The sequence below is a fragment of the Chitinophaga sp. G7 BAM 1005 genome (assembly GCF_057126945.1).
This window is the reverse complement of record NZ_CP181478.1, coordinates 5495788-5520479: the sequence shown is the minus strand read 5'-3', so window position 1 is coordinate 5520479 and position 24692 is coordinate 5495788. Positions and strand designations below refer to the sequence as shown.

The 24692-nt window shown below is 48.6% G+C and carries 19 protein-coding genes; 14 read left to right on the top strand and 5 right to left on the bottom strand.

Annotated features, from left to right (window positions below; all coding sequences use genetic code 11):
* Positions 1-37 precede the first annotated feature (37 nt).
* The 5 genes from ACMXI2_RS21845 to ACMXI2_RS21825 all read left to right on the top strand — a co-directional run bounded on the left by ACMXI2_RS21845 (position 38) and on the right by ACMXI2_RS21825 (position 5928).
* Positions 38-1168 (top strand): Re/Si-specific NAD(P)(+) transhydrogenase subunit alpha, encoded by a 1131-nt coding sequence (locus ACMXI2_RS21845; protein ID WP_483778188.1) that lies wholly within the window; start codon positions 38-40, stop codon positions 1166-1168.
* 29 nt (positions 1169-1197) lie between these two features.
* Positions 1198-1509, top strand: coding sequence for an NAD(P) transhydrogenase subunit alpha part 2 (locus ACMXI2_RS21840; protein WP_079470407.1), 312 nt, complete (start codon positions 1198-1200; stop codon positions 1507-1509).
* A 95-nt stretch (positions 1510-1604) separates the two neighbouring features.
* Positions 1605-3071 carry an NAD(P)(+) transhydrogenase (Re/Si-specific) subunit beta gene (locus ACMXI2_RS21835; protein WP_483778187.1) on the top strand — a complete coding sequence of 489 codons (1467 nt, stop codon included), beginning with the start codon at positions 1605-1607 and terminating at the stop codon, positions 3069-3071.
* 277 nt (positions 3072-3348) lie between these two features.
* On the top strand, positions 3349-4752 hold the full coding sequence (locus ACMXI2_RS21830) for a methyltransferase RsmF C-terminal domain-like protein (RefSeq protein WP_483778186.1): 1404 nt from the start codon (positions 3349-3351) through the stop codon (positions 4750-4752).
* Positions 4753-4959: 207 nt separating this feature from the next.
* The gene (locus ACMXI2_RS21825; protein WP_483778185.1) at positions 4960-5928 is read left to right on the top strand and encodes a DPBB and LysM peptidoglycan-binding domain-containing protein; all 969 of its coding nucleotides are present in this window, start codon (positions 4960-4962) and stop codon (positions 5926-5928) included.
* Positions 5929-6159: 231 nt separating this feature from the next.
* Here the strand turns inward: ACMXI2_RS21825 and fmt are convergent, their stop codons facing one another.
* Together fmt and ACMXI2_RS21815 are read right to left on the bottom strand one after the other, a co-directional pair.
* Positions 6160-7092, bottom strand: a complete 933-nt coding sequence (gene fmt / locus ACMXI2_RS21820) for a methionyl-tRNA formyltransferase (protein WP_483778184.1) — start codon at positions 7090-7092, stop codon at positions 6160-6162.
* A 69-nt stretch (positions 7093-7161) separates the two neighbouring features.
* Entirely contained in the window at positions 7162-8328 is a 1167-nt protein-coding gene (locus tag ACMXI2_RS21815; protein WP_483778183.1) for an exo-beta-N-acetylmuramidase NamZ family protein, read from the bottom strand.
* Positions 8329-8432: 104 nt separating this feature from the next.
* On the opposite strand from ACMXI2_RS21815, the gene ACMXI2_RS21810 reads away from it, so the two are divergent.
* Entirely contained in the window at positions 8433-8861 is a 429-nt protein-coding gene (locus ACMXI2_RS21810) for an FKBP-type peptidyl-prolyl cis-trans isomerase (protein WP_483778182.1), read from the top strand.
* 71 nt (positions 8862-8932) lie between these two features.
* Here ACMXI2_RS21810 and ACMXI2_RS21805 read toward each other — a convergent pair whose 3' ends face one another.
* Together ACMXI2_RS21805 and metE are read right to left on the bottom strand one after the other, a co-directional pair.
* Positions 8933-9127, bottom strand: a complete 195-nt coding sequence (locus ACMXI2_RS21805) for a cysteine-rich CWC family protein (RefSeq protein ID WP_483778181.1) — start codon at positions 9125-9127, stop codon at positions 8933-8935.
* A gap of 80 nt (positions 9128-9207) precedes the next feature.
* On the bottom strand, positions 9208-11499 hold the full coding sequence (gene metE / locus ACMXI2_RS21800) for a 5-methyltetrahydropteroyltriglutamate--homocysteine S-methyltransferase (protein ID WP_483778180.1): 2292 nt from the start codon (positions 11497-11499) through the stop codon (positions 9208-9210).
* A gap of 194 nt (positions 11500-11693) precedes the next feature.
* On the opposite strand from metE, the gene pepT reads away from it, so the two are divergent.
* The 3 genes from pepT to ACMXI2_RS21785 all read left to right on the top strand — a co-directional run bounded on the left by pepT (position 11694) and on the right by ACMXI2_RS21785 (position 14151).
* On the top strand, positions 11694-12941 hold the full coding sequence (pepT, locus tag ACMXI2_RS21795) for a peptidase T (protein ID WP_483778179.1): 1248 nt from the start codon (positions 11694-11696) through the stop codon (positions 12939-12941).
* A gap of 87 nt (positions 12942-13028) precedes the next feature.
* The gene (locus tag ACMXI2_RS21790; protein ID WP_079470399.1) at positions 13029-13745 is read left to right on the top strand and encodes a MotA/TolQ/ExbB proton channel family protein; all 717 of its coding nucleotides are present in this window, start codon (positions 13029-13031) and stop codon (positions 13743-13745) included.
* 10 nt (positions 13746-13755) lie between these two features.
* Entirely contained in the window at positions 13756-14151 is a 396-nt protein-coding gene (locus ACMXI2_RS21785) for an ExbD/TolR family protein (protein WP_079470398.1), read from the top strand.
* Between the two features lie 55 nt (positions 14152-14206).
* Here ACMXI2_RS21785 and prmC read toward each other — a convergent pair whose 3' ends face one another.
* On the bottom strand, positions 14207-15061 hold the full coding sequence (prmC, locus tag ACMXI2_RS21780) for a peptide chain release factor N(5)-glutamine methyltransferase (RefSeq protein ID WP_483778178.1): 855 nt from the start codon (positions 15059-15061) through the stop codon (positions 14207-14209).
* Between the two features lie 108 nt (positions 15062-15169).
* Between prmC and ribD the strand changes: the two genes are divergently transcribed.
* The 5 genes from ribD to ACMXI2_RS21755 all read left to right on the top strand — a co-directional run bounded on the left by ribD (position 15170) and on the right by ACMXI2_RS21755 (position 24689).
* The gene (gene ribD / locus ACMXI2_RS21775; protein ID WP_483778177.1) at positions 15170-16213 is read left to right on the top strand and encodes a bifunctional diaminohydroxyphosphoribosylaminopyrimidine deaminase/5-amino-6-(5-phosphoribosylamino)uracil reductase RibD; all 1044 of its coding nucleotides are present in this window, start codon (positions 15170-15172) and stop codon (positions 16211-16213) included.
* Positions 16214-16239: 26 nt separating this feature from the next.
* Positions 16240-16842, top strand: coding sequence for an IMPACT family protein (locus ACMXI2_RS21770; RefSeq protein ID WP_483778176.1), 603 nt, complete (start codon positions 16240-16242; stop codon positions 16840-16842).
* Between the two features lie 284 nt (positions 16843-17126).
* Positions 17127-18935 (top strand): type VI secretion system Vgr family protein, encoded by a 1809-nt coding sequence (locus tag ACMXI2_RS21765; RefSeq protein ID WP_483778175.1) that lies wholly within the window; start codon positions 17127-17129, stop codon positions 18933-18935.
* A gap of 16 nt (positions 18936-18951) precedes the next feature.
* On the top strand, positions 18952-20322 hold the full coding sequence (locus tag ACMXI2_RS21760; RefSeq protein WP_483778174.1) for a hypothetical protein: 1371 nt from the start codon (positions 18952-18954) through the stop codon (positions 20320-20322).
* A 35-nt stretch (positions 20323-20357) separates the two neighbouring features.
* A complete protein-coding gene (locus tag ACMXI2_RS21755; RefSeq protein WP_483778173.1) occupies positions 20358-24689 on the top strand; it encodes a DUF6531 domain-containing protein in 4332 nt (1443 codons plus the stop codon).
* Positions 24690-24692: the final 3 nt, after the last annotated feature.

The window sequence follows — 24692 nt, the reverse complement described above, 5'->3', positions numbered from 1 at the left end:
CGTTTTTTCTTTAAATTCCATTATAAATTTCCACCAGATGATTGCAGGGATTTTAAAAGAAAAAAACGGCGAAACCAGGGTGTCTCTTGTCCCTGAAGTAGTAAAGCAACTGCAGCAAATGTCGGTGACCGTGTGGGTGGAGCAGGGAGCCGGCGACAATGCTTTTTATAACGATGACGCCTATATGCAGGCTGGCGCGGAAATAAAAACAGCTGCCGGCATCCTCACCGGGGCAGATATCATCTTTACCCTGCAGCCTCCGTCAAAAGAGATGACAGACCAGATCCCTCCGGGGAAAATTATTGCCGGTATTTTGCAACCACTGTACCGCGTAAACGAAGTAGAGTACTGGGCGTCCTGTAATATCACCGCTTTCAGTTTAGATACTATCCCGCGCACTACCCGTGCGCAGGTAATGGATGTGCTTAGTTCACAGGCCAATATCGCCGGTTATAAGGCGGTATTGCTGGCTGCGTATAGCTATTCCCGTTATTTCCCCATGTTTATGACCGCAGCAGGCAGTATTGCTCCCGCCAAAGTACTGATACTGGGCGCCGGTGTAGCGGGTTTGCAGGCCATTGCCACTGCCCGCCGTTTAGGCGCTGTAGTGGAAGTATTTGATACCAGACCCGCTGTGAAGGAAGAAGTGATGAGCCTGGGCGCCAAATTTGTAGAAGTGGAAGGAGCCGCAGACGCTTCCTCCGCCGGCGGTTATGCGGTAGAACAAAGCGAAACATATAAGCAGCAGCAACAGCAGCGTATTGGGGAAAGCATTGCCAAAGCAGATATTGTGATCACTACCGCGCAAATCCCTGGTAAAACCGCGCCGGTACTGGTTAGTAATGAAATGCTGGACCGTATGCGCGCCGGCTCCGTGATTGTGGATCTTGCAGCGGCCACGGGCGGCAACACCAGTGCTACAAAGAACAATGAAACCGTGCAGTACAAAGGAGTTACCATCATCGGAAATTCCAACCTGCCTGCTACTATGCCAGCCGATGCGAGCAAGCTGTATGCAAAAAATCTATTCAATTTCCTGAAACTGATACTGACAAAAGAAGGAGCGCTGCACCTGAATTTTGAAGATGATATTGTGAAAGGCGCCTGTATTACGCACAACGGTGATATTGTGAATGACCGTGTGAAAAACCTGATGCAGCCAGCTTAGTAGCCGAGATCGTAAAATACCCGTCTGACATGGAATATATTTTAACTTTTCTTCACCAGCATATCGATCTTATCTACATCGTTATCCTGTCTGTTTTTTTAGGAATAGAAGTGATTTCGAGAGTGCCGTCTGTATTGCACACACCGCTGATGAGCGGCGCTAACGCTATTCACGGCGTTGTAATTATCGGGGCTATCATTGTGATGGGGAAGGCAGAAGCGGATAATTATCCCGCGCTGATCATCGGTTTCCTGGCGGTGATCCTGGGTACGATCAATGTGGTAGGAGGCTTTGTGGTAACCGACCGTATGCTGGAAATGTTCAAAGGAAAAAAGAAATAGCTGATAAATAGTTACCGGTTATCTGTTTGTTTTTTACGGCAGACAGAAGCTAACAATTTAACAGCTTAAAGCTAACGGCTAAAAGCATAATACTTATGGGATCCAGCATTTTATCAATTATCTACCTGATCGGCTCTGTTACTTTTATCCTCGGACTGAAAATGTTAAGTAAACCGGACACTGCCCGCAAAGGCAATCTGGTAGCCGCCGCGGGAATGTCGCTGGCCATTCTCGGCACTATCTTTCTCTACCGGGTAAACGATACCCCCCTGCATAATTATGGTTGGATATTCACCGGGCTGGTTATCGGTGGCGTTATCGGCGTGTTGTCTGCAAAGAAAGTGAAGATGACGGCCATGCCGGAAATGGTAAGTATGTTCAACGGAATGGGCGGGGCCTGCGCCGCGCTTATTTCTATCGTGGAATTTGATCACCTGATCAAACTGATAAAAAATTTATACGCACCTGTTTCTGACGATCATCTGGCGCTTCAGTTATTGGAGTCGTCTGCCTCAAAAGGAATGGTGATCATCATTTTGCTGAGCCTCATCATTGGAGCGGTATCCTGTGCGGGCAGTATTGTTGCCTGGGGAAAGCTCACCGGAAAAGTAAAGGATTTTTCCTTCAATGGCCAGCACTTCCTCAATATGGGCGTATTGGCGCTGATAGTAGGTTTATCCGTTTGGCTGGTGTGTATCTTTGGTGTTTCACCGGGAACGGGTCTTATTGTGTTTTATGTTGTTTTCCTGCTGGCGTTATTCTATGGCGTGTTATTCGTGCTGCCGATTGGCGGGGCGGATATGCCCGTGGTGATTTCCCTGTTGAATTCATTTACGGGAGTAGCCGCGGCCTGTGGCGGGTTCCTGTACAGTAACCCGGTGATGCTTACGGGCGGTATCCTGGTAGGTTCGGCCGGAACGATCCTCACTATCCTCATGTGCAAGGCCATGAACCGTTCCCTGAAAAATGTGCTGATAGGCTCTTTTGGTGGTGGTGCAGCAGGTGCTGCTGCCTCCGGGAAGGAGCAGGGCAACTATAAAGAGATCAGTTTGAATGACGCCGCCGTGGTGCTGGCATATGCCAATAAAGTGATCATTGTACCAGGTTATGGTTTGGCGGTGGCGCAGGCCCAGCATGCCTGTCACGAGCTGGAGAAGCAGCTGGAAGAGAAAGGCGTGGAAGTAAAATATGCTATTCACCCGGTAGCAGGCCGGATGCCCGGGCATATGAATGTATTGCTGGCAGAAGCAGATGTTCCCTATGAAAAGTTATTGGAAATGGAAGATGCCAACGCTGAATTTCCCACTACCGATGCGGTATTGATCTTAGGGGCCAATGATGTGGTAAACCCTGCAGCGAAGAGCGACCCCGCCAGCCCCATTTACGGGATGCCTATCCTGGAAGTTGAAAACGCGAAAGTGGTGATCGTCAATAAACGCAGTATGAAACCGGGATATGCCGGTATCGAAAACGATCTTTTTTTCCAACCCAAAACGTCCATGCTGTTTGGGGATGCAAAGAAGGTGTTGCAGGAGCTGCTTTCCGCCATCAAGGAGGTGTAGCGGGGATCGCCTTCGGCGATTTTAAATTGTCTTGGAGCAGGATTACGCTGATTATACTGATTTTAAGGATTTGATCATATTTGATTTTTGAAGATTAGGGAGATAAAAGCGGATATATTCGCTTTTATCTCCCTAATCTTTTTTAAAAAATCCCAAAAAATCAAATCAGAGAAATCAGTATAATCAGCGTAATCCTGCTCCAAGACAATTTAAAATCGCCGAAGGCGATCCCCCTGCATAAAACAAATTTTGCTAAATTTGCGGAAAAAAAATTCCTTTGTCCAGTCAATTACCAGCAGCGCTACTAGATTCGTTAGCGGGACTTCCGGGTTATAACCGGGAAACTTTTGAGCAGGTGCATGCCGCCGCCGAAAAAATTACTTCACTGCGATTGAATCCCAATAAAATAAAAACGCCGGAACAAACGGCTGCTGTGCTGCAATCCCTGTCGGCTCCCGGCGCCACCCCGGTTCCCTGGAGCAGGGATGGGTATTATTTACCGGAGCGGCCCTCCTTTACTTTTGATCCTTATTTTCATGCAGGCGCTTACTATGTGCAGGAGGCTTCCTCTATGTTCCTGGAACAGGTGATACGTGCAACGGTGGATCTTACGCAGCCATTGAAGGTATTGGACCTCTGTGCCTCTCCGGGAGGCAAATCCACTTTGCTGCAATCCCTGATCAGCCGGGATAGCCTGTTGGTGGCCAATGAGGTGATCAAGCCACGGGCCGCGCTGCTGGCAGACAACCTTACAAAATGGGGCGCTGCAAATGTAGTGGTGAGTAATAATGATCCGCGTGATTTTTCAAGACTGCCCGGTTACTTCGATCTGGCGGTAGTGGATGCACCTTGTTCCGGCTCCGGGTTATTCCGCCGCGATCCGGAGCTGGTGGAGGAATGGTCGCCGGAGAATGTAACGCTCTGTAGCCAGCGGCAGCAAAGGATTATGGCAGATGTGCTGCCGTCGGTAAAGGAAGGCGGCGTTGTTATTTATTCCACCTGCTCTTTTTCTGCAGAAGAAGATGAAGCCATTCTGGATTGGCTGGCAGAACATTTTGAACTGGAGAATATCCCGGTTACGCTGAATCCCGAATGGAATATTGTTACAACGGTAACGCACAAACGAAATTGTACCGGTTACCGGTTTTACCCCGACAGGCTGAAGGGAGAAGGATTTTTTATAGCAGCCTTCCGTAAGCGCAGCAGCGAAACCCCGCGTAAGCCGAAGCAACATAAATCAACTGCACTCACTGCCCGTCAGCAGGAAGTAATTACACCCTGGATAAACATGCCAGACGATTACCAGTATTTCATGCACCAGGAAGAAGTATTGATTTTACCACCTTCAGTGGCGGCAGAAATACCATTGTTGCGGCAACAATTGTATATTCGCAAGGCGGGTGTAAAAGCGGGTCATCCCGGCGCGAAAGAATTGATCCCCGATCATCAGCTGGCAGCCAGTACATTAGTATCTGATGAGCTGCCGGTGGTTTCCCTGGATTTGCGGCAGGCGTTGCAATACCTGCGCAAGGAAGATCCGGGAATGAGCACACGGGTGCGGGGCTGGGCACTGGTAAGATATGAGGACATGAACCTCGGCTGGGCGAAAATATTACCCAACCGCATGAACAACTACTATCCGAAAGAGCTGCGTATCCTGAAAGAAATTACAGGATTGTAAAGAATAAACGACTGCTATTTATCCGGGAATGATACCAACTTTGAAATACAGTGCCAACGGGGCGCCGTTTATGACGGCAGCCACAACAAAAAGGGATTTTCTCCGTTTGGTTTATTAAATAATTTTGTCAATTTTAACGCATATATTCGTTGCCCGAAATAGCAGATAAAATTTAAGATATTCTGCTGCATCATAAACAGAGTTAGTATGATAAAATCGATTCTTTCAATCGTCTTGTTTGGTTTTAGTGCAGTAGCGGCGCAAGCGCAGGACACGCTGGAGGTACAAGGTACTTCCCCCGCTCTCTACATATCCCATGTTGTTAAAAAAGGAGAAAATTTTTATAGTCTCAGCCGTGCTTATGGCTTACCGCCAAAAGAAATTGCGGCTGCCAATAAAGTGAATATGGAACAGGGATTACAGCTGGGTCATAAGCTGCATATCCCCCTCACCGCTGCCAACTTTTCACAGAAAGCAGATGCCTCCGGCAAACCGGTATATCATAAAGTATCCGACAAAGAAACTTTATACCGTGTAAGTGTGAACTATAACAAAGTACCGTTGGATAATATCCGTCAGTGGAATAGTTTTTCCGGAGACGGACTGAAAAAAGACAGCTACCTGATTGTGGGCTTTATGAAAGCCGGTGGAGCCGCTGCAGAAGCTGCGCCCCGTCCTGAAAAAGTAAAGGAGAAAGCCACCCCGGCATCCGAACCGGTGGTTACCTTATCCCCGCCACCACCACCGCCTCCGGCAGTAAAGGAAACGGCTAAGAAAGAACCGGAAGCCCGCCCCGTAGCAGAAGCAACAGAAACGGTTACTCCTGCCCCGGCGCCGGTTAAATCCGCTCCTGTTAGCAGCAGCACCGATTTTGAACAGTTGTATGAGCAGCAAACCAATGGCGGCAAAAAAACTACTTCTGAAAAAGGCCCCGGTACCTGGTTCAAAAGCAACGCGGTAGGTAAATATTACGCACTGCATAACACAGCGCCACGCGGTACTATTATCAAGGTAACCAATCCGCTGAACGGCAAAGCCGTATACGCAAAAGTGCTGGACGTAATCCCGCAGATGAAAGCCAATGCTGGCCTCATCATCAAGCTGAGCGACAGTGCCATGCAGGCACTCGGCAGCAATGAAACCAAGTTTTATTGCGAGCTGAGTTACGAGGATTAACGCGAAGATCGCCTTCGGCGATGTAAATTGTCTTGGAGCAGGATTACGCTGATTAACCGTGATTACTATGATTTGATCATATTTGATTTTAAAGATTAAGGGAGATATAAGCGAATAGATCCGCCTATATCTCCCTTAATCATTTATAAAAATCTAAAAAATCAAATCAGTATAATCAGTATAATCAGCGTAATCCTGCTCCAAGACAATTTACATCGCCGAAGGCGATTGCTACACCTGGAAGCGATATCCCCGCAGGAACGACTCCACATCCATTTTCTTCTTGCCTTCCAGCTGGATTTCATCCAGGTAAAGGTAACCGTCCGGTGCTGCTATTTTGATATAGGTTTTTTGATCAGTATCAAAGTCGCCCGGTGCTTTTGCCGGTGTGATATGTTCCTTACGGGCTTTGTATATTTTCAGTGTTTTTCCCTGGAAAGTAGTCCACGCAGCGGGGTAGGGGCTAAGCCCGCGTACCAGGTTGTAAATGCCGTCCAACGGCTGGTTCCAGTTGATCTGGCAGGTTTCCTTGAAAATTTTTGGCGCGTGTTTAATTGCTGCAGCGGGGATATTGGCCTGTGGTGTTTCCTGTACATTGCCGGAAGCAATGGCCTGTACAGTTTTGAGCAGTAACCGGGCGCCTGTTTGCATCAGGGCGTCGTGTAGTTCGCCGGCGGTTTCATCTTCGTGGATAGCTACTTTATCGCTGAACAGGATGTCGCCCGTATCTATTTCATGCTGTAGTTTGAAGGTGGTAACACCAGACTCTTTTTCGCCGTTGATAATAGCCCAGTTAATGGGTGCGGCGCCGCGGTAATTGGGCAACAGCGAAGCATGTACATTGATGGTGCCTTCGGGCGGCATATTCCATACTGTTTCAGGCAACATGCGGAAAGCTACTACTACCTGCAGGTCGGCTTTCAGGTCTTTTAAGGCAGCGATGAAATCAGGATTTTTCAGTTTCTCCGGTTGCAAAACAGGGAGCCCTTTACTCACTGCATATTGTTTCACTGCGCTCTCCTGCAGCTGTAAACCACGACCGGCGGGCCTGTCCGGTGCTGTAATCACGCCCACTACGTTAAATCCGTTTTGTACCAATATATCAAGGGATGCCACTGCAAAATCAGGGGTACCCATAAAAACAATGCGAAGATCTTTACTCATAGGATGCAAAAATAACGACCTTTCGCGGATTTTAGCGAGGAGAAGACGGAAAGCCATCCCCTTTGCTTTTTAGTACAACAGGTATTTGGCCCGTGTTATCTTAAACTTCGCCAGGCCGGGTTCCCAGCTTTTGCGGATCTCTGCTTCAGACATACCTTTCACGATCTGCTGCTGCAGAATAGTGTTACCGGCCAGTTTGCTGAAGAAGGGAATGAAGAATTTAGATTTATCCGGGAACATGCGATAGGCATTCAGTAACCATTTCAGTTCAATTCTACGGCCTGCGTGGGGAGTAGCTTCGGGAGCATCGCTCAGGTCAAAGCCGTAGCACAGCTGGTCTTTCAGCACCGGCGTTGGATTGGTGGCGCTGGCGCGGGGCGTAAATGAGTAACCCTTTTTAGGAAAAGCCGGTGAGCCATATACCTGGAAAGGCTTGTCTGTGCCACGTCCCAGGCTAAGTGCGGTGCCTTCAAAAAAGCAGAGGGAGGCATAGAGGTTAATAGCAGCCATATTGGGCAGGTTGGGCGAAGGCTTGATGGGTACGCGGTAAAATGTTTTGTGGTCATAGTTTTCGCAGGGGATCACTTTAATATCGCAGTGTACGCCTTTGCGGAGCATGCGTTCTCCATTCAGCATCCGGGCATATTCGCCAACGGTCATGCCGTGCACAACAGGGATGGGCTGCATGCCTATAAAGGAGCGGTAGGCAGTATCGAGGATGGGACCGTCTACATAGTCGCCGTTAGGATTAGGGCGGTCCAGTATTACGAGTGTTTTTTTATTTTCTGCTGCGGACTCCATCAGTTCCTGCAGGGAAGAGATGTAAGTAAAAAAGCGGGTGCCTACATCCTGGATATCGAACAACAGGATATCCACATCTTCCAGGTCGGCTGCGGTAGCTTTACGGTGTTGTCCGTAGAGCGATACAATGGGAATACCGGTAGCAGAATCGATGCTGTTGGCTACTTTTTCACCATGACCTGCATTGCCGCGGAAGCCGTGCTCAGGGCTGAAGATCTTCTGTATTTTTACATTCAGTTTTAACAGGGAATCTACCAGGTGCGTATTATCGATGGTGGCGGTTTGATTTACCATCATGGCTACCCGCTTGTTTTTCAGCAGTGGAAGGTAACGCGCTGTTTGTGTGGCGCCTGGCAATACATGTTCCGCATATTGTGCGGAGGTTTCATAAATGCACCCTGCCAGGAGGGCGCAAAGAAGGAGAATACGGTTCATACCGTTAAGATAATGCAAAGCTTTATTGACTGTATCAAAAAGTGCGGATTATGGCTGCTTTTTGTATCTTGCGCGTAATTATTAACACTAAACAATTAATTTTTATGCAAACTGTTAAAAACGGGGATACAGTGAAGGTGCATTACCACGGCCGTTTAACGAACGGAACTACTTTTGATTCTTCCGAAGGTAGAGCTCCGCTCGAATTCAAGGTAGGTGCCGGTATGGTTATCAAAGGTTTTGAGAATGGTGTGCTGGATATGAAAATTGGCGACAAGAAAACCATTCATATCCCTGTTGATCAGGCATATGGTCCCAAAAGTGATGAAATGATCATGGATTTTCCAAAAGAAAATATCCCGGCTGATCTGAATCCTGAAGTAGGTATGGAATTGCAGATGAGCAACCCTCAGGGACAGGTTTTCCAGGTAAAAGTAGCTGCTATCGGCGACGAGTTTATTACCCTGGATGCTAACCACGCGCTGGCTGGCGAAGACCTGGTATTTGACCTGGAACTGGTTGAAATCGTATAATATTCAGGTATTTTTTTGATTTACGGATGCAGGAACTGGTTGATAAAACTACCCTTGCATCCGTAAGTTTTTTATGTCTGTTGATACATTGCTTTCATATCGCGCAAACAATCTGCACAAAGACAACCGCTATAATTCTGCTGGATGAAATAACGCTCTTCTTCAGTTAACATCACATCCTGGCACTGACAGCGTAGAATGGTGCCTACGCGGCATTCAAAGGTGCATTCGCACCGCGGACAGGTTACGGTTTCATGACACGCCATGTCCTAAAATTACGGATTTTAGGCTGCATTCAGTAAATGCAGCGTGGATGATTTTCGCTGCATTTACTAAAAGCCCGGCACTAGTTGCTCATCGCCAGCCGTACATTCTTTGCGGCAGTAACCATATTACGCAACGCCATTTCTGTTTCCGGCCATTTCCGCGTTTTCAGCCCGCAGTCGGGGTTTACCCATATATTACGCAGCGGCAGCAAGGTAGCCGCCTTATGTAGTAATGCCTCCATCTCCGCTACAGCCGGCACTCTCGGGGAATGAATATCGTATACGCCCGGGCCGGTTTCATTCGGATATCTGAATCCTGCAAACGCTTCCAGCAGCTCCATCTGTGAGCGCGATGTTTCTATGGTAATCACATCAGCATCCATCGCGGCGATGTGCGCTATAATATCATTGAATTCCGCGTAGCACATATGCGTGTGGATCTGGGTGGAATCATCCACGGTGCTTACCGCGAGGCGGAAGGCTTTTACGGCCTGCCCGAGATAGGCGGCGCGTTGTGCTTTACGCAGTGGCAGCCCTTCGCGGAGAGCCGGCTCATCTACCTGTATGATGGTAATACCGGCATCTTCGAGGTCTTTCACTTCATCACGGATAGCGAGTGCTATTTGCATAGCAGTTTGCATACGTGGCTGATCGTTTCTTACAAATGACCATTGCAGAATAGTGATCGGGCCGGTCAACATACCTTTAACAGGCTTGCTGGTCAGCGACTGCGCAAAACGGCTCCAGGCAACGGTCATGGGTTCCGGCCGTTGTACATCTCCAAAAATAACCGGTGGTTTTACACAGCGGGTACCGTAACTCTGTACCCAGCCGTTTTGAGTAAATACAAATCCGTCCAGTTGTTCACCAAAGTATTCCACCATGTCGTTCCGCTCAAACTCGCCATGTACCAGCACATCCAGCCCGAGGCTTTCCTGGCGGTAAATGGTTTCCGTGATAGCGTTGCGGATATCTGCATTATAGGTTTCCGGTGTAATGATCCCTTTTTTAAGATCGGCGCGGAGCTGTCTTATTTCCGTGGTTTGCGGGAAAGAGCCGATAGTGGTGGTAGGAAACAGCGGGAGTTGTAATACCGATTGCTGTAATTTCTGGCGGTGGGGAAAGATGCTGTGCCGCTGTGTATCCGCTGTGGTAATACTTTCCAGCCGGGCTTTCACTTCCGGCTGATGTATCCGGGAAGATATTTTGCGGCTGTTCATCACTGTTTCATTATCAATAAGGAGGGAGGTATCACCGGCTATGATGTGCTTCAGCGCTATTACTTCTGCTACCTTCTGTTTGGCAAAAGCCATCCATTGTTTTACTTCCGGGTCCAGCGTGGTTTCATCTTCCAGGTTGTAGGGAACATGCAGGAGGGAGCAGGAAGTGCCCAGCAGTACACGTTCTTCACCGATTTTCCCGATCGCTTTTTCAATCAGCGTCACGGAAGCGGCGTAATCATTTTTCCAGATATTGCGCCCGTCCACTACGCCGAGCGACAGCAATTTATCTGCCGGCAGGGCGGCCAATACGGCATCCAGTTGCTCCGGAGCCCTTACCAGGTCGATATGCACCGCCTGCACCGGCAGCTGCAAAGCCAGGGTGGTATTGTCTTCCAGCGCACCGAAATAAGTGGTCAGTAATATGCTGAGCGCAGGTAATGCCTGGCTGATGGCGGTGTATGCGGCGTGGTAAAGGTCTCTGGTGGCGGGGTCCAGGTCAGTCACCAGGAAAGGTTCATCCAGCTGGATCCATGTGGCGCCTGCCTGTTGAAGGGATCTTAACAAGTCGATATAAACGGGCAGCAGTTTTTCCAGCAGCTGGGTGTGCGTAAGGTCATCTCCCTTGATTTTTCCACATAAGAGAAAGGTAACAGGCCCGATGAGTACGGGTTTGGTGGTGATACCATGACTAAGCGCTTCTTTGAATTCTTTCACACACTTAGGCTGGTGAAGGGTATATTGCTGAACGGATTCAAATTCAGGCACCAGGTAATGATAATTGGTATCAAACCATTTGGTCATTTCCAGGGCGGTGATATCGAAATTATTTTTCTGGTAACCCCTTGCCATAGCGAAATACAGCTCCGGGCAACCCGGGTTGGCAAATGTTTGCTGCAATGCTTTGAAACGTGAAGGAATTACGCCCAGGGTCATGCACATATCCAGTACCTGGTCGTACCAGGAAAAATCGTTGGAGGGGATCAGGTCAATACCGGCTTCCTGTAACAAGCTCCAGTTTTCTTTTCGTAGCTGCCTTGACGTTAGCTCAAGACGCTCCAGGGAAATTTTTCCGGCCCAGTAATTTTCGCAGGCTTTTTTCAGCTCCCGCTGGCTACCTATTCTCGGATAGCCTGGAATGTTGGTAAGCATATATAGGATGTATTTTATTCTACACAAACCTATCATTATTAGATCTTTGTTCGATCATTTCATGTAATTTTGGTTTTTTGTCTTAAAAAAGTATCATTTTAAAGAATAAATTACTGTTTGGTATATTGTGAGAGATGGTAAAACAGAATAATCTACGGCAGAAGTGTGAAGATGATTTTCCTTACGTTTGCAATATGTTTACAGATTACTCATATACAGTAGATAAACGCTTCATGCGTTACGCACAGATAGATACACAGTCGGACCCGATGAGCAACACTTTTCCTACAACGGAAAAACAAAAGGATCTTTCCCGGTTGCTGGTAAAGGAATTACAGGAAATGGGTATTACCGATGCAGAACTGGACAGACATGGCTATGTGTATGCCACCATTCCGGCCAACACCGGTAAAAAAGTACCGGTGATCTGCTTTTGTTCACATGTGGATACTTCTTCAGACAGCAGCGGCGCCGGCATAAAGCCGATTGTACACTCCGGGTACGATGGCGGCGATATTGTTTTGCCCGATGATGAAACAGTAGTGATCAGTGCAAAAGAACATCCTTACCTGGCCAGTAAAAAAGGCGACGATATTATTACTGCCAGCGGTACCACCCTGCTGGGAGCAGACGATAAAGCCGGTGTGGCCGAAATCATGGATGCCGCCAATTTCCTGATGACGCATCCCGAAGTAAAGCATGGCGCGATCCGCATCCTGTTTACCCCGGATGAAGAAGTGGGCCGCGGTGTGGAAAAAGTGGATATGAAGAAGCTGGCCGCCGATTTTGGTTATACGATGGACGGCGGAGAACTGGGTTCCCTGGAAGATGAAAATTTCTCGGCAGATGGCGCCAGGATCACGGTATACGGCATCAGCGCCCACCCCGGTGCTGCAAAGGATAAACTGGTAAGCGCTATCAAAATAGCCGGTGAAATCGTAGATGCGTTACCGAAGGACAGTCTTTCCCCTGAAACCACCGACGACCGTGAGGGCTTTATCCATCCCGTTCGTATACAGGGCACTGTGGAAAAAACAGAGATCGATTTTATTATACGTGATTTTGAAACCGCTCATCTCGAAGCGCATGAAACTTTCCTGCGCAGGATCATGGATAAGGTACTGGCAAAGCATCATGGCGCAAAGGCTATGCTGAAAGTAACAGAGCAGTACCGTAATATGAAAGAGGTGCTGGTAAATCATCCTGAAGTAACGGCCAATGCGGCAGAAGCCATCCGCCGCGCCGGTGTACAACCCCTGAGAATGAGCATCCGGGGCGGTACCGACGGCTCCCGGCTGTCTTTTATGGGTCTTCCCTGCCCCAATATTTTTACCGGTGAAATGGCGCTTCACAGCAAACATGAATACGTAAGCATACAGGATATGCAGAAAGCGGTGCAAACAATTGTGTATCTGGCACAGGTTTGGGAAGAGAAGGCGTAAATATTGCCGTGCACATTCGCAAATATTTTATTACTTTAACCGTTTATAGTAGTGTGTTCTACTTATGCACCCGTTAAAATATAGTTCATGTTGTTAGGTTTTATTACGTTATTACAGGATTCTTTATCGTCCCTTCCGGCTGATTCAGCAGCCCTGGCAGCCGGTGCTGCCGGAGCCCCGGCGCCGGAAATTCATCTGATAGATATGCTGATGAAAGGCGGCGTGCTGATGATCCCACTGGGGATACTTTCCCTGATAGCTGTATATGTATTTGTGGAAAGAGCCATCACCATCAGTAAAGCCGGCCGGTTGCCTGATAACTTTATGCCCATGATCCGTGATCAGATCACCACGGGTAATATGCAATCTGCCAGATCACTGGCAAAAAACACCTACGGACCCATCGCACGTATGATTGAGAAAGGAATTCAGCGCATAGGCAAGCCTATTGAGAATATTGAAAAATCTATGGAGAATGTGGGTAAACTGGAAATTTACCGGATGGAAAAGAACCTGGTGATCCTGTCTATTATTGCAGGTATTGCTCCTATGTTCGGCTTCCTCGGTACTATTGCAGGGATGATCCAGACTTTTTTCAATATCTCCATTACCTCTGATATCACACTGGGAACTATTGCAGGGGGTATCTATGTAAAAATGATTACTTCTGCTTCCGGGTTAATTATCGGTATCGTGGCTTTCATTGGTTACAGTTACCTGAATGCCCAGATAGACAAGGTAGTAAACAAGATGGAAGGCGCTTCTGCTGAATTCATCGATATTTTGCAGGAACCAACCCGCTAAAACCACCCTCATGAATTTACGCAGACGAAATAAGAGACAGGTGGAAATGCACAACTCAGCACTGAATGACATTCTGTTCATTCTGTTGTTGTTCTTTCTTATTGTTTCCACCCTGGCTAACCCGAATGTGATTAAACTGCTGCTGCCAAAAGCGAAGAGCAATACCAAGTCGAAACAAACAGTAGTAGTCAGTATCAACGATAAACGCGAGTTTTTTGTAGGCACCAATAAAGTGACCTTTGACCACCTGAAACAGGCGCTGGCGCCTTCCATCGGTAATGAAAAGATTGATCCCACGATTGTGATCAATGCGGAAAAATCTGTACCGGTGGAAGATGTGGTGAGTGTGATGGAAGTGGCCAGGGAGATGGGGGCCAAAGTAGTGCTGGCCACCGCACATAAGTAATAATGCCTTTAACTTATACGGAACCTGGTGGTATTATACCACCAGGTTTTTTTATTTATATCTTTTTTCCTTTTACCATCCTGTCTTTCCCGAACATATCCTGCTTCAGTGTTACTTCCATAAACCCGATATGCTCCATGAGCGCTATCACTTCTTTTCCCAGCGCCTCGTTGATTTCAAAATAAAGGGCGCCGCCGGAAACCAGCCTGGAATAGGCCATTCCGGAGATATGGCGATAAAACAGCAGCGCATCATTATCCGGAACAAACAGGGCCAGCGACGGCTCGAAGCCCCAAACCAGTTGCTGCATGGAGGTTTGCTCACTCTGCGTGATATAGGGCGGATTGCTCACAATCATATCAAACTCCGGTAAGCCTGCCATCTGTTGCGGGTTCAGCGCATCAAGATGAAGGAACCCAACTTCCAGCCGTTGCCGTGCAGCATTGCTGCGCGCCACGTCCAGTGCGCCTTCACTCACATCTATGGCAGATACCTGTGCATCCGGCAATGATTTTTTTAATGCCAGCGCAATGCATCCGCTGCCGGTGCCTACGTCCAGCAGGTGAAGCCGGTGGCGGTGTGCAGCATCCTGCACCATCCATTCTACCAGTTCTTCCGTTTCCGGGCGTGGAATCAATACATTTTTATTTACGAGGAGTTCCATGCCGTAAAACCAGCTGGTACCGGTGATGTATTGTACCGGTTCGTGGCGTTGCAGCGCTTCTATGGCTGCCTGGAGACGTTGCTTCTGATCGGGGGAAAGGATTTTTGTTTTGTGAACAATCCGGTCCAGTTTACCCATACCCGTTAGGTATTCCATTATGATATGCGCAATATTGGCGGCTTCCCGCTCATCATATAGTTCACTGATAGCGCCTGTAATATAGGTAAAGGCCGTTTGTATGTTCAATATAATCAGTTTAAGGAATGTGACGGGAAAAGTGCAAACCTGAGGGAGCGGCATTTTCCATTCGTTAAAAACGATACTTTTGCAAAAATATTACTTCGCCCGGTGATTATGAATAGCACGTTCAATGAATTTTATATGCAGCGTTGCCTCGAACTGGCCGCTATGGGGGCCGGTCAGGTGGCGCCCAATCCAATGGTGGGAGCCGTGCTGGTACACCAGGGGCGTATCATCGGGGAAGGTTATCACCGGCAATACGGGCAGGCCCACGCGGAAGTGAACTGTGTGAACAGCGTGGCGCCGGAAGAACGTTCGCTCATTCCGCTGGCTACCATGTATGTAAGCCTGGAACCCTGCGCGCATCATGGTAAAACGCCGCCCTGCGCGGACCTTATTGTATCACAAGGCATCCGGCAGGTGGTGATTGGCTGCGTGGATACCTTTTCAGCAGTCGCCGGAAAAGGCATCGAAAAACTGGAGAAGGCCGGCGTACAGGTGCAAACAGGCGTGCTGGAAGCGGCCTGCAGGCAAATCAACCGCCGTTTTTTTACCTTTCATGAACAACAACGCCCGTATATTGTGCTGAAATGGGCGCAAAGCAGCAATGGCCTGATCGCCGGGGCAGGAGGGGCGCCCGTGCGGATATCCAATAAATACAGCGACCGCCTCGTACACAAATGGCGCAGCGAGGAAATGGGCATCCTGGCAGGTACCCGCACCGCGATAAATGATAACCCCCGGCTCAATAACCGGCTGTGGACCGGTAAAGACCCGGTGCGCCTGATCATTGACCGGGAGCTGAAAGTGCCGAGATCTCATCATGTGTGGGACGGTAGCATCCCTACTATCTTCATCACGGCTACAGCGGCGGAAACCCACGGTCTTACCGAAACCCTGCCGCTCGATTTCAACGCCGCCCTGCTGCCGCAACTGATGCAGCAATTACACCGGCGGCAGATCCAGAGTATCCTGGTGGAAGGCGGCAGCAATGTGCTGCAGCAATTCATTGCAGCCGGTTTGTGGGATGAGGCGCGTGTTATCACGGGTAGGGGTGCTCTGCCGGAAGGACTGGCGGCGCCGGTACTTGCCAACGCATCGCTCACGCATACCTTACAGGTAGCCGGCGATCGCATCGATTTTTATCATCCCGCGTAGTTTTAAGCGCGTATTAAATTATTTTGATGGAGGTTTATTTTACAATTGATAAAACAGCAGTAGCAGAATTTAAAGACAGAGGCAGTAAATTTCTCGCGTACGCATTTCCCGTTAAATCGCCTGAGGAAGTAAAAGAATGCCTCGGCGAGGTAAAAAAGGAACACCCAAAGGCCACCCATCACTGTTATGCTTACCGCATTGGCACCGCCGGGCTCCAGTTCCGCGCCAGCGACGACGGGGAACCTTCCGGCTCGGCAGGCAAACCTATCCTGGGGCAAATAGACAGTAAACAAATTACGGATGTGCTCATTGTGGTGGTGCGTTATTTTGGCGGCAGCCTGCTCGGCGTACCCGGACTCATCAATGCGTACAAAATGAGCGCGGCTATGGTGCTGCAGCTGATCCCCGTGATCCAGAAAAACATAGAAACAAAATATCATCTCAGCTTCGATTATACCATCATGAACGACGTGATGATGGTGGTGAAGCAAAATAACTGCACCGTTATTTCACAGGAACTTCAGCTGTTCTGTGAAATGGTGATCGGCATTCCAAAATCAGGTGAAGAGCTTTGCCTGCTGCGCTTAAAAGATATTTACGGGTTGCAGATACAACCACAAAAGCCCTGAAAGAAAAATGGATGATCCTGGTAAGCAGGCGGATATTACAACATGTAGATAGGAATCCGTACTTCAGGATCATCTCCCTAAAATACCCCCGGAAATATTTTCCCCGTTTGCATAAAATGAGCCGGTCGTAATATAAATTTCCTTAAATTTATTTTTGTTAACTAGGATTTCCTTAACCCGTTTTTCAGGTGTTTTTTGAGATGAGATCTGCTCATGCAGCAGCGCCCATCCAGCTTTTTCAGATCAGATATAGGACCATATTAATATTAAAAGCCCCCCTGTATATGTTACATACCATAACAACCGTATCTATTGCTGACAAACAGTTTAAACAATTTCATTCCCTGCGCCTGGAACAACAGTTACAGGGACATCATCGTTTTGAGCTGAAAATAGGCTACGACTGGCTGCAGGAACTGGGCCCCGGTATGGTGTCGGCTACCAAAGCTTTTCTGGGAAAAGAAGTGAGCATCACCATACAGGCTTTTGAACAATTACAAACATATGAACCGCTTGTTTTCAATGGCATTGTGATGTCTGTCAGCTCCGGAAAAGAAAGTGACGGCACACATGGTTTTTGCGTGATCCGCGGATACAGTCCCACCGTTCTGCTAAGTAACGACCTGCATGTACAGGTGTTTGAAAACCAGGACCTCAGCGCTATTGTGAACAATACGCTGAAAGCGGGTGGCCCCTATGTGGCGCGCCCATTGGTAGATCCCAATACTACATCGCCTCTGAAATATATTGTGCAGTACAAAGAAACATCGTTCGACTTCCTGCACCGGCTCTCAGAGCGTTTCGGGGAATGGTTTTTTTATAACGGGCAACAGGTGGTTTTTGGAAAATATCAACCCCGTGAAGTATCACTGGTACACCTGGTTGACCTTATGAGCTTCGACCTCGAAATGAAAGTGCAACCTAACAATCAGCAGTTGAACGGATTTGACTACCGGAACAATAAAGTGGTGGAAAATACCACGGTGGCGCAGCCTGCCGGGAAAGTCAACGATTATACCTCACATGTACAGGGACTAAGTGAAAAATTATACAGTACACCCTCCACCTATAAAATGAACCACGCCTTTACCAGCAACGCCAAAGCAGAACTGGATACGCTGGTAACCCGGCAAAAAAAAGGACGTATGGCCGCTATGGTGCAACTGAAGGGCAGCAGCAGGCATACCTCGCTCCGGGTTGGGGATCATATTTCTATACAGGAGAGTGTATACGCAAAAGATGATCATGGGAAATTCATGATCTGGGGGCTCACTCATCATGTAACCGGCAACGGCGACTATTACAACGAGTTTGAAGGTATCCCGGCAGATGCGGCCGCTCCGCCCGTGAACCTGGAAAATATGCCCTTCTGTGAAGCGCAGAGCGCTACTGTAGTGGACAATCATGACCCTAAAGACCTCGGACGCGTAAGAGCGCGTTTCAAATGGCAGCAACAGGGCATGACCCCCTGGATGAGAGTGGTGGCTCCCCACGGTGGCGGCAGCAAAGGCATGTATATGGTACCGGAAAAAGGAGAAGAAGTAGTGGTGGACTTTGAAGGTGGCAACCCCGAACTCCCCTTCGTATTGGGAACCACTTACAACGGGGAAGGTAAGTCGGGATTTGGCACCGCCAATAACGACATGAAAGCCATCCGCACCCGTACCGGCATTTCCATTCTACTGAATGATGCCGACGGCAGCGTTACCGTTTCAGACAAAGCCGGTAATACCATCTTCATAGATGGTACAGATAAAATGTCGCTCTTCTCCAAAACAAAAATGTCAATATCTTCCAAAGAAGTCGAAATCACCTCCGAGAAATTTAGCATCGCAGCCTCCGAACAAGGCTCTATTGTAGCCAAAAAAGGCATCTACCTGGAAGGCACGGAAACTGTGACTGTAAACAGTAAGGATGCCGTAGTGAAAGGAGGCGATTCACTTACACTGATATCGAAAGACCTGCTGGCCTCCGGAAGTAAAAATGCCAACGTTACCGGCGCCTCCGTTATGGTAAATGGTACAAAGGATGTTACTGTAAGCGGGCATGGCGATGTAGTAGTATCCGGCGGACTGGTGAAAATAAATTCCTGATCCTTAAAGCTCACTTATGACAACCTCACCAACTATCGGGCAGGAGTTTTATAAAGTAAGGGAAACATGGGCCACCGCCGACAGCGATCACCAATGGAAACTGGCCATCTGGCTGATACAATATGCCGACGTGGAAATTATTGATAAATTCCTGGAAACCGAACGCACTGCCATTGGTGTTTTTAAAGAGATATTTTTCAGATTTGATTCCCCATACCAGGAAGATCACCAGGCGTATGAACAAGGACTGTGGAATGAATTCCTGGAATGGTTTGAACCCGTGCCACGCGAAGAATATGATGTTTACAGCGCAATGAAAAAAGATGGCCTGCTGAAAACAGATTATCGACCCGACCGCAGCCTGCCGCCAACAGCACAAAGTACCTGGAAGGAACTGCGGCGTTTTATGGGCTGCATCCGCGGATTGGAAGATACCGGCTGCTGCATTTATTTCCCCGCTTTAAGACCCGACCAGCCCGATGCCGGCGCATGGTACGCGGACGTACTGAAAAAAGGATTGCCGGAAGGTATCCGGCTTGTTACGATAGATATAGCGGCCAATTCCCGTATTACCATCCCCAGAATATTTACCAACCAGGTAAAAATATTGCAGCCATCCCTTCAAATGGTGGCCGCTATTAACCATGAAATGGACAAAGGCGGCGGCAACTCTGACACCATCAGTGTAGACGCACGTTTCCGTAAACAGATCCGTAAAGTAATGGATTGCACTACACAGCCTGATTCGCCCGCGCTGGATCAGGAAGTATCTGTCCTGCTTTCACTAAGTAAAAAAATGGGCGGTGAACCCCACGAAGTAGCCGGTATGATGATAGCTGCCCAGGCATATTTCATGGCGCGTGAAGCTGATAAGAGCGCAGGCTATGCCGATAAAGCCATCCGGTTATCAAGGCAGCTGATGGACAGGAATGATCCGGCAGGCTATCCTACCTGGAAATCCTGTGTGATGATCCGCGCCGCTATACTGGCCGGCAGGAAGAAAAGAAAACAGGCCATTGCACTCTATGAAGCACTGGCGCTGGAGGCCGTGAATAAAGGCGATGCCTTTATGATCATGGAAGGATACCGCCTTTGTGGTCACCTGCATTATGAACTGGGACAATTGAACACGGCCTTTGAAAACCTATTGCTGTCCATGACCGGCGGCAGCTACCTGGAACGGGAAGTAAGAAGACAATCAACTTTCCTGCACGCAGCCGCGATGGCAGTACATCTGTGTGAAAAGATCCGGGGACCGGAAGATCTCGCCATATTGGAAAGTAACCTACAGGAACTATTAGGCGATGACTGGCATACATTACTACAGGCGGAAGGCATGGACAAAGCAACAGTGAGACGTAAATCCACCTTGTTTGAGTTTAACTAAGATCCTATCCCGCGAGGGAATAAAGTAATCATATCATGGCTGTAGAAAACAAAGGCTTTGGAGCATTATTTGCCGAAAAGAAAAACTCACTGGACCATATCCAGAAAGGAATGGCCAGTATTTTACCCGCTTTCCCGGGAATGCCCGCCGCAAAATATTTTGATCTCGGCATAGGTATCGACTTTCACGATTCCGTATTTCCTCCATCACCGTTGTTGCCGGTACCGCATATCGGTATGGTGTTCGATATCCTGGGCGCTATCATGGCGGCTATTGCCAGCGTAGTGCCCCCGCCGCCACCCCCGCCGCCTGCAGAGGAAGGAAAAGAACCGGCGCCGGAACCATTTTCGCTGGCAGCTACCGCGCAAATGCTGGTGCATGCACTCAGTCCTTCCGTAAAAGTGCATAACCAATGGGTGGCCAACGCAGGTACACCCATCCTGCATTTACCCGCCATCATTGCACATTTGCCCTTTCCTGTTGTGAAGCCCAAAGCAGCATCCGAAATGTGGATGGGGAGTTCTACTGTGCTGGCAGACGGGGGCCCTTTTTCCACGCAGTTTCATCCCGCGTTGTCGTGTAACCTGGTGGGGCTTCCTTCACCGCCACGGCTGAATAAAAAGAGCACCGCTATGGCGCTGATGGCGCCTACTTCCATGTTGCTGATCATGACTTCTTCCGGGAAGCCGGTGCTGGTGGGTGGTCCGCCGACTATCGACCTGTTTCAGCTGATGTTTAAACTGGGCCTGAAAGGACTGTCCAAAGCAGCAGGCGCGGCTTTACAGAAAGTGGTCAATAAAATAGAAAGCCGCTTTCCAAAGCTGGCAGGTGTACTACAGGATTTTAAATGTAAAAGATTTGGGGAACCTGTGGATGCCGCAAGCGGAAGTGTGGTTTCCTCCAATATAGATTTTGAATTGCCCGGTCCCATACCGCTGGTGTGGGAACGTACGTATTACAGCAATGCAGAAGTACAGGGGCCATTGGGTTACAACTGGCACCATAGCTATAACCTCAGCCTGTACAATCTGCATAACGGCTACTTTAGTATCCGCCTGGCAGATGGCCGCGAAACAGTGATGCCGGCACTACCTGCAAACAGCAGCTATTTTAACAGGGCGGAACAGTTGTGGTGGCGCCGCGACAGCAGCGGTTATTACCTGGAAGATAAAGAGCAGCTCCGGTATCGCTTCAACACCCGGCCTGCACCAGATGGCAGTTGTATGCTATCTGAAATATGTAGCGCTGCAGGATTCCGGATCCAGTTCCGGTATAACGGGCATGGCTATCTGCAACAGATCATCGACAGCGGGAACCGGCTGCTGCAGGTAACCACCGATGAACACGGCCGTATTGAAGGGATTCACACCCGCAAAGGAGCGGAGGTTATTCACCTCGTGCGTTATTCCTTTGATGAAGCAGGTAATCTCGCCAGTACTACGAATGCGCGGGATGTTAGCAAATACTTTTTTTACAAAGGACATTTATTGGTGCGGCTAACCAACCAGAGCGGATTGAATTTTTACTGGGAATATGAAGGCGGGGGAGAGGAGGCGCGTTGTGTTCATACCTGGGGAGATGAAGGCGTATTGGAATACCATGCACAGTATGAAAAAGGGAAAACCGTTGTTACTAACGGTCTTGGGCATACGACAACCTACTACCACGACGAACGTTATCTTATTTATAAATTCATTGATGGCAACGGAGGCGTTACCCTGCAGCATTACAACAGGTATGACGAACTGGAAGTAGTGGTAGATCCTGCGGGCAATACTATGAAGTATGAATATGACGCCTATGGGAATAAAGTGAAAGAAACCAATGGCAACGGGGAATCCACCCTGTTTTATTTTGACGAGGAACAGCGGTTAACAGGGCTTAAAACGCCCGGTGGCAAACGAACAGAATGGACCTATAATGATGAAGGACTGGTGGTGAAGAAAAAGAACATGGAAGGAGTGGTAACGCGGTACAGGTATACAGGTCCGTATCTCACCCACGTAACTTATAAAAACGGCCGCACCTTTGTGCTGGAATATGACGAACAGCACAACCTCAGCGGAATTACTTCTCCTGAAAATGCACAGCGTCACTGGAAGTATGATGAATTGGGGCAGTTGATAAAAGAAACCACTGAAACCGGCTACTGGTACGCGTATGAGTACAATGCTGCCGGTAATGTGATTCATGTGGAAGAAGCCGATGGCAGTATTCATCAGTTCAGTTACGATGCCGCTGATAACCTGGTGAAGGCGGGAGACGGCCAGCGGGAAGTAAGTTTTACTTACGGACCATTGGGTGTGTTAACAGGAAGAAGTCAGCATGGTGTGAATGTCCGTTTTAATTACGACAGGGAGTTGCAGCTACGCAGTATTGCCAACGAAGGAGGAGAGCTGTACCGGCAGGAGCCGGATGCAAACGGGAATATCATCAATGAATGGGGTTTCGACGGTGTGCATTACCATTACGAGCGCGATGCAGCAGGCCAGGTGAAAAAAATATTCCGGCCGGATAATCGGTGGACCGCCTGCGAGTATGACAGCACCGGTTTACTGGTACGGGAAGAATACAACGACGGCAGCGTAACTGCATATGGATATAACAAAGACGGGCAGCTGACGGGCGCCTTTAATGAAGACGGCGCAGTTACCATTCAACGGGATGCCTGCGGCCGCGCCATCAGCGAGGTACAAGGCGCTCACGCGGTGAACCGTGAATACAATGAATGGGGAGAGCCGGTTTTCATAGGGAGTACGTTGGGCGCTGCTATTCAGCTGGAACATCATGCAGCAGGATATGTGGAAGGGATGCAGGCGGCTAATGGACCGGGAGGCGCCTGGCAGGCGCAGTGGAAACATAATGAAAGCGGACTGGAAGTATTGCGGATGTTATCCGGTGGAGTGAGTGTGGAAACACAACGCGATAAGCAGGGGAAGGTACTAAGGCAATCTATCGGGGTGCATAAAGTAGAACAACATCGCATTCGTTATGAATGGGGAAGAAATACGAAGCTGCGGCGGATGGTGAATGAACTGAATGGTGCGCAGGCGCAGTTTTCCTATGATGAATTTGATAACCTGGTAAGTGCCACCTATGGCCAAACAAACGGCGCTGCGGTGGATACCGTTTACCGGATACCCGATAAGCTGGGGCATCTTTTCAGAACACCCGCACGAACCGACCGTGTATATGGCAAAGGCGGGCGCCTGCTGGAATGTCCGGATTACTTCTACTATTATGATGGAGAAGGAAATCTTATCTGCAAAGAATTCCGGCACAATCACCAAATAGCAGAAGATAAGCAGGCGTGGGCGAAGGCAAATAAAGTAGTATTGAAAGGAAGCCATACTGGTTGGGTATATGAATGGAAAGCAAACGGATGGCTGTGGAAAGTGATCACACCTGCAGGAGGAGAAATTGTATTCAGCTATGATCCGCTGGGCAGGCGTATTGCGAAGGTGAATAAACGAAAGCAGGAGGTAACCCGCTGGCTATGGGACGGCAATGTACCATTGCATGAATGGCAGTATACAGGCGATTATCCACCGCACCTGGAAGCAGTGGCAGATGGCGCATTGCAGATAGAAGCCGAGCCGGTAGAGAACCTGGTGACCTGGGTATTTGAAGAAAGTTCCCTGGCGCCCTGTGCGAAGCTCACCGCGGCAGGGTCTTACAGTATTGTTGCAGATCATCTCGGCACGCCGGTGCATGCATTTGATACATCGGGAAATAAAGTGTGGGAGCGGGAACTCGATTGTTATGGGAAAGTAAGACGCCTGCATGGCGATAAAACATTTTGTAATTATCTTTATCAGGGGCAGTATGAAGATGCCGAAACAGGGTTAAGTTATAACAGGTTCCGGTATTACGACTCCGGAAGTGGCATGTATATTTCCCAGGACCCTATTGGATTGCTGGGGGGCATGAAAATGTATGGCTATGTGCATGACCCGAACAGCTGGGTTGATGTGTATGGATTGACAGGCGGTGCAGGAGCGGGATCAGGCCGGGGCTGGCTGAACTGGGCCAAACAATGGCATGATAAACGTGCCGACGAGATATTCGGGAAAGACAATAAGGGAAAGTCAGTTGGCGGGCGTAATTATGATAAATCTTATGATGGCAAAGATATTGAGTTCAAATCTGATAACTTCTCCAAAGGCCCGAGATCGAAAGAATCATTAGCGAGGATGGATAAACAGGTGGATAAAGATATCGCCAACAAGGTAGCCGGCGATGCAAATCCGCACTGGCATTTTGACCATGATCCAACTAATGCTGTGGATATGCAGGATCTGTTGAAGAAAATGGATGATAACGGAATTACCTATACACATGGAAAAACATATCCTGGTAACCACTAAATA